This window comes from Streptomyces hygroscopicus subsp. hygroscopicus (assembly GCF_001553455.1).
Taxonomy (GTDB): Bacteria; Actinomycetota; Actinomycetes; order Streptomycetales; family Streptomycetaceae; genus Streptomyces; species Streptomyces hygroscopicus.
In genome coordinates this window covers 1-7242 of the sequence record NZ_BBOX01000420.1, presented here as the reverse complement: position 1 = coordinate 7242, position 7242 = coordinate 1, and the positions used below count along the sequence as shown (strand labels likewise).

At 75.9% G+C, this 7242-nt stretch carries 3 protein-coding genes; all 3 read right to left on the bottom strand.

The window, feature by feature from the left end:
• On the bottom strand, positions 1-1757 hold a 1757-nt coding region (locus AXW62_RS33985), incomplete at its 3' end, for an AMP-binding protein (RefSeq protein ID WP_060947852.1).
• A complete protein-coding gene (locus AXW62_RS33980; protein ID WP_060947851.1) occupies positions 1754-3394 on the bottom strand; it encodes an HAL/PAL/TAL family ammonia-lyase in 1641 nt (546 codons plus the stop codon). The genes AXW62_RS33980 and AXW62_RS33985, both read right to left, overlap by 4 nt.
• A gap of 56 nt (positions 3395-3450) precedes the next feature.
• On the bottom strand, positions 3451-7242 hold a 3792-nt coding region (locus tag AXW62_RS46820; RefSeq protein WP_063817713.1), incomplete at its 5' end, for a thioester reductase domain-containing protein.

Sequence of the window (7242 nt, the reverse complement as noted above, 5' to 3'; positions counted from 1 at the left end):
ACCTCGGCACGGCGCTCGACCACGGCGCGCTGGTTGAGGTAGCCCTTGTCGGTGATCTCGCCGTTGTCGATGCTCGGCGGCTCGGCCACCAGCGCCAGCCGGGCGACGCGCGAGGCGGCGCCCTTGCCCGCGTTGAGCGCGGCCAGGGCGGCGGCGAGGTGGTCGCACAGGCCGTCGTCGCCGAGCAGTTCCGCGGCGTCGGCGGCGTCGGTGCCGAGCAGTTCGTTGGCCCGGCCCAGCGCCGGCCAGGCGATGGCGGCGACATACGGCCGGTCACCGCCGACGAGAACGGCGTCGGACAGCACCCCGGCGGCCGACAGCAGCGCGTTGCGCAGCCGGCCGGCGGCGACCCAGGTGCCGGTGGCGAGCTTGAAGTCCTCGGCGATCCGGCCGTCGAAGGCGATCCCGCGGCGGGCGTCGCCGCCCGGGTCGAGCAGCCGGGCCGCGTCACCGGTGCGGTAGTAGCCGTCCTCGTCGAGCGCGTCGGAGACCTCGGCGCCCAGGTAGGCGGGGGTGACCGAGGCGCCGCGCACCCGGATCTCGGCCCGGCCGCCGGCCGGGGCGAGCTTCAGCTCGACGCCGGGCAGCGGAATGCCGATGCCGTCGCGCACCCCGCCCCAGGTGGAGGTCGCCGCGGGCCCGGTCTCGGTGGCGCCCCAGGAGGACACCACGGGGATGTCGCGGCCGGTCGCCGAACGGGCGACGGCCCGCAGCCGCCGCCGCAGCGCGTCCGGCAGGTCGGCCCCGGCGTAGAGGATGATCCGCGCGCGCGACAGCACGCTCCGGGCGAGGCCGGGGTCGCTCTCCAGCGCCTGGGCGAGCTGGGTGTATCCGGCCGGGACGTTGACGACGACGGTGGGCGGCATCCGGCGCAGCGCGTCGAGGGTGCGGGGGAACGCGTCGGGCAGCGGTGTCCCGTCGTCGATGAAGAGGCTGCCGCCGTTGCACAGCGCCAGGTTGAGGTTGTGGTTGCCGCCGAAGGTGTGGCTCCACGGCAGCCAGTCGGTCAGTACGGGCGGCTCGTCGGTCAGGAACGGCCAGATCTGCCGGAGCATCTGCTGGTTGGCGCACAGCATCCGGTGGGTGTTGAGCACTCCCTTCGGGGTGCCCGTGGAGCCCGAGGTGAACAGGATCTTCGCGACGGTGTCCGGCGTCAGCGCGTCCTGCGCGCGCCGCACCGCGCCGGTGACGGCGGTGCGGCGCAGGGCGTCGACGGTCACATCCCCCGCACCCGGCCGCCGCGAGACGAGGGTCGCGGGCGAGGTGCCGGCCGCGTCGGCGGCCGCCGCCAGGGCGCGGCGGAAGAGCTCGCCGTCCTCGGCGTACACCGCCCCGGGGCGGACCAGGGCGGCGAGGGAGCGCAGCCGTGCCAGGTCGGTGCTGCGCAGCGAGTAGGCCACGCTGACCGGTGCGGCCGGTACGCCGGTGAGGTGGCAGGCGAGGGTCAGCAGCAGGTGGTCCAGGGAGTTGCCGGACAGCAGCAGGACCGGGGCACCGGGGCCGCACCCCCGGTCCAGGTACGCCTGGCCGAGGGCGGCGGCGGCCTCGGCGGCGGCACCGTAGGTCAGGGTGCGCCAGCCCTCGCCGTCGCGCTCGGCCGCGAGCACCCGGTCCGGCTCGGCGGCGGCCCAGTGGCGCAGCGCGTGGGCGAGCGTGGGCGGATGGTCCTTCAGCTCCTCGCCGACGCGCAGGATCCGGCTGCCGTCGGGGCGTTCCTCGCAGAACACCTCGGCGTACGGCGCCACCGGCGCGTTCACCGGGCCGCCTCGCCGGTCTCCGCGCCCCGCGTCTCCAGGTCGAGCTCGACCCGGGTACGCAGCTCGCCGGAGGCGATCAGCGTGGCGACGCGTTCGATGTCGGTGTCCAGCGGCCGGTCGCGGTCCAGGAACGCGCTGAGGCCGCGCACCGCGTCGTACGCGCTGCGGGCCGGCGCGCTGAGGACGTCCAGGCCGCGCAGGTCGGCCGCCTGGCACAGGGCGATGAGGTGGACGGCCGCGATGCGCTGGACCAGTTCGACGACCGAGCGGGCGTCACGGGCGGCGATGGTGCCCATGCTCACCTTGTCCTGGTTGTGCGCCTCCGTCGAGCGGGAGAACGAGGCGGCCGGCATGGTCCACTTCAGGGCTTCCGCGGCCAGCGACGAGGCGGTGATCTGCATGCCCTTGAACCCGTGGAACAGGCCGGCCTCGAACGCGTCGGGGCCCAGCCGCGGGATGAGGTTGGGCGTGAGGCCGTTGTTGAACTTCTCGTCGACGATCAGTTCCAGCTGCCGGTCCAGCAGGTCGCCGACGCTGGCGACGGCGGTCTTCAGCGCGTCCATGGCCTGGGCGACGTGGCCGCCGTAGAAGTTGCCGCCGTTGCGCACCGTGCCGGTGGCCACGTCGAACAGGGGGTTGTCGTTGGCGGAATTGACCTCGATGGTCAGCCACCGGTGCGCCCAGTCGGCGGTGTCGCGCAGGACGCCGGTGACGTGCGGGGCGCAGCGTACCGAGTAGTGGTCCTGGATGGGGCGTTCCAGCTCGCCGAAGTCGCCGTCGGGCCTGCGCAGCAGCGGGTCGGGCATGGTGTCGCCGGTGAGGATCGCCCGGATGGCGGCGGCACTGGCGACCATGCCGTCGTGCGGCTTGGCCTCGAACAGGAAGGGGGCGAAGTGCGAGGGATTGCCGAGCAGCACCTGGCTGGTCAGCGCGGTGCACAGGTCGGCGGCGAAGGCCAGCTCCCGGGCGTCGTGCAGCGCGAGGACGGCGAAGCCGGACATGAAGGAGGTCCCGTTGACCAGGGCGAGGCCCTCCTTGGCCTCCAGGGTCACCGGGGTCAGGCCGCACTCGGCGAGGGCCTGCGCCGCGGGCTTGTCCTCGCCCGCGTGCCGCACCGTGCCGCGCCCGGTCAGGGCGGCGGCGAGATAGCTCAGCGGCACCAGGTCGCCGCTGGCGCCGACCGAGCCGCGCTCCGGGATGCGGGGCAGGATGTCCGCGTTGAGCATCTCGATCAGCGCGGTGATCAGCTCGGGCCTCACTCCGGAGACACCGCGGGCGAGGCAGTTGGCGCGGACCGCCATGGTGGCCCGTACGACGTCGTCCTGGGCCAGCGGGCCGGTGCCCGCGGACAGGAAGCGGACCAGGTTGTCCTGGAGGTGGTCGGTCTTGCGCTGGGATATCTGCCGGGCGCTGCTGTCGCCGAATCCGGAGGTCACCCCGTAGATCGGGGTGCCGGCGTCGATCAGGGTGTGCTTCATCGCGTTGGACGCCGCGATCCGCGCGGCCGCCTCGGGGGACAGGGTGACGGTCCGGGTGCCGGGGCGCCGGGCGAGGGCGACGATGTCCTCGACGGCGAGGTCGTGTCCGTCGAGGGACACATCGCGCAGTCCGGTCCGCCGTCGGGTGGGTGTGAGCATGGTCTGTCATCTCCTACTGCGGGAAGCAGCCGGTTGCACCGGGGAAGGGGGACGGATCACCGGGGGAAGTAGCCGGTGCGGGTGAAGAACTCGTCGTACCGGCGGAACAGCTCCCGGGTGGGCTCGGGCCGGACGATGCGGGTGTCCGCGAGCGCCGCGTCGGTGGCGGAGCTGTCCATGGCGAGGTACACGTCGGTGGCGCCGGGGCCGGAGACGGCCTCGAACGATTCGAGCAGGGGCAGCAGCGCGTTGCCGCGGTCGGCGACGACCTTGTCGTGCCAGGCGGCGCGGTCGAGTTCGGTCAGCTCGTGGCCGAAGGACCGCAGGTGCGCCACGATGTCGGCGAAGCCGACCGGGGTCCGGCCGGACAGGTGGAAGGTGCGGCCCGCGGTGTCGGGCCGCCGGGCCAGGGCGAGCACGGCGGCGCTGACGTAGTCCACCGGCACGAGGTGGAAACTGCCGCCGAGGCCGGCGGGGACGGCGCGGGCCTGCACCATGCCCTTGACGCTCAGCCACACGAAGTCGCGGGTCTGGCAGGCGCCGCGCCGCTGGTCGCCGGAGACCAGGTCGACCCGGTGGACGGTGACCGGCAGCCCCCGTTCGCGGGCCCGGCCGAGCAGTTGCTCGGCCACCCACTTGCTCTGGGTGTAGCCGGTCCGCAGCTCCTCGGGCGGCCCGGTCGGGTCGTCGGGGCGCAGCGGAACGCCGGGGGTGACCGGCCGGGCGAACACGCCGGTGGTGGAGATGTGGTGCAGCGGGACGGTGCGGTGGCGGGCCGCGAGGCGCAGCAGTTCCACGGTGCCGCCGACGTTGGCGTCCTTCAGCGCGGCGTACGGCTGGAGCCAGTTGACGTGGGCGCCCGCGTGGATGATGAGATCGACCGACCGGGCGAGGTCGTCGAACTGTTCCGCCGTCAGGCCCAGCCGGGCCCTGGCGAGGTCGCCGACGACCACGTCGAGGCGGCCGGTGTCGACCTCGTCCCACACCTCGTACCAGCGCATGTTGTCCGCCAGGCGGCGCAGTGCGTCGTCCCGGTCGGTGCCGCGGACCAGGCAGCGCACTCTGGCGCGGGTGGTACGCATCAGGTCGCGCAGCAGGAACGCGCCGACGAAGCCGGTGGCGCCGGTGAGCAGGACCTCGCCGGGGTCGGCCACGGCCTCGACGGTGGTGGCGGCGGGCCGGATGTCGTCGGGGAGGACCGTGTCGGCGGCGAAGTCGTCCGTCGTCCGGCCTCCGCCGTCGGGTGCTTCGCCGTCGGGTGTTGCGCCGTCGGGTGCGGCGGGCCGCAGGTCGCGCAGCAGCCGGTCGGCGACGGACCGCGGGGTCGGGTGGTCGAAGACCAGGCCGGGTGGCAGCCGCAGCCCGGAGGCGGCGTCGAGCTGGTTGCGCAGCTGGACGGAGCTGAGCGAGTCGAAGCCCAGCTCGGGGAAGGACGCGTCGGCGCGCACGGCGTCCGGGCCGGTCAGGCCCAGGAGGTGGGCGACCCGGGCCCGTACCAGGTGCAGGACGCGCGCCCGCCGCTCGGCGGGCGGCAGGGCGGCCAGTTCGTCGGCGAGCGCCATGGGTGATGCCGACTCCCCCGCCGGGTGGCGGGCGCCGCGGCGGGCCAGCCCGCGCAGCAGGGGCGGGACCGGAACCTGCCCGCGGACCGTGTCCAGGTCGATCGGGCAGGCCACCACCAGGGGGGCCGCGGCGGCGACCGCGGCGTCCAGCATGGCCATGCCGTGCTCGGCGGAGATCGTCCCGAAGCCTTCCCTGGCGACCCTGCGCAGGTCGGCCGCCGCCGACATGCCCCCGTCCTCCACCGTCCACGGCCCCCACGCCACCGAGACGGCAGGCAGCCCGGCGGCGGCCCGGCGCTGGGCGAGGGCGTCGAGCGCGGTGTTGGCGGCGGCGTAGTTGGCCTGCCCGGGACCGCCGAAGGTCCCGGCGACGGAGGAGAAGAGCACGAACGCGGTGAGGTCGTGACCCCGTGTCAGCTCGTCCAGGTGCCGGGCCGCGTCGGCCTTGGGGCGCAGGACCGTCTCCAGGCGCTGCGGGGTGAGCGCGGTGAACGCGCCGTCGTCCAGGACGCCGGCCGCGTGCACGACCGCGCGCAGTGGCCGGTCGGCGGGGATGCGCTCCAAGGCGGCGGCGAGTGCCGCCCGGTCGCCGACGTCGCAGGTTTCGACGGTGGCGTGGGCGCCCAGCGCGGCCAGCTCCTCGACCAGGGACGCGGCGCCGGCGGCGCGCGGGCCGCTGCGGCTGGTCAGCGTCAGGTGCCGTACGCCGTGCCGGGCCGCCAGGTGGCGGGCCACCTCGGCGCCCAGCGCGCCGGTGCCACCGGTGATCAGCACGGTGCCGTCGGTGGGCCAGTGCGGCGTCCCGGTGGGTGCCGCGGCGGGGGCGAGCCGGGGCACCAGGACCCGGCCGCCGCGCACGGCCACCTGCGGCTCGCCGGAGGCGGCGACGGCCGCCAGAAGCGACGGCGGGACCTCGGTGGCGGACTCGTCCACGTCGACCAGGACGAACCGGCCGGGGTGCTCGGACTGGGCGGAACGCAGCAGGCCCCAGACGGGGGCCGCGTCCGACGGCGGCTGCCCGTCCACCGCCACCGCGCCGCGGGTGACAACGGCGAGGGGGGTGCCGGGGGGCCCGTCGGCGAGACCGCGCTGGGCCATGTCGAGCACGCGGTGCAGCGGGTCCGCGGCAGCCACGTGCGTACACGGCGGGACGGGCCCTTCGGCGGCGGGCAGGACCACCGGGGTCCACACGACCCGGTGGAGGCCGTCCGCCGGGAGCACCGGGGGTGGATCGCCGTAGGTGACCTCCTCCGCGGCGGCGATCACTCGCCCGGCCGCGTCGGTGAGCAGCAGGCCGGGCCCGCCGGGCGGGGCGGGTGCGACGCGTGCCGCGTCCGCGCCCGCGGTGTGGACGCGCACGCCCCGCCAGCGGAGCACGGGCCGGTGGCCGATCGCGGCGGACAGCAGCCCCGGGTGGAGGATGTAGCGCTCCGCGTCGTCGCCGTCCACGGTGCACGCGCCGTCCGCGGCCGGGGGCGGCACGGCCGGGGGCGGCACGGCGGGCGTCGGGCTGAGGGTGCCGTGGGCGTACCGGGTCCACGCGCCACTCTCCGAGGGGCGGGCGTGGACGCGCAGGTCGCGGCGGCCGTCGGCGCCCGGCGCCGCTACCGTGACCTGGAGCTGGAGCGCTCCGCTCGCGGGTGGGACGGCGTCGATGGCGAGGGTCTCCACGGTGGTGCAGTCGACCTCGTCGGCGGCGCGCAGAGCCGCCTCGACCCAGACCGTCGCGGGTGTGCCGGGGCCGGTCAGCCGCCCCGTCAGCGTGACGCGCCCGCTCTCCGGGTCCTCGACGGCCGAGGTGAGCAGCGGATGCCCGGTCGCGGAGCGGTCGGCGCCGCGCCGGGCGGCCTGCCAGTAACGGCGGTGGTCGAAGGCGTAGGTGGGCAGGTCGGTCCGGCGCGCGCCGCGGTCCGCGAAGAAGCCCTCCCAGTCCACCGGCACACCCGCCGCGAACAGCCGGCCCAGGCCGGTCACCGCGACCGCCGCCTCATCGCCGCCGCGGCGGCCCAGCGCCACCGCCACCGGCACGTCGGCCGGCATCCCCGTCAGCACGGCGTCCGGGCCCACCTCCACGAAGGTGTCCACCCCCGCCGCCGACATCGCCGCCGCGGCGTCCGCGAACCGCACCGGTTCGCGCACATGCCGCACCCAGTACCCCGGGTCCGTCACCTCCTCCGGGCCCGCCATACGCCCCGTCAGACCCGAGACCAGCGGCACGGCCGGTGCGGCGAGGCGCAGCTCGCGCACCACCGCGCCGAAGGCGTCGAGCATCGGGTCCATCAGGGG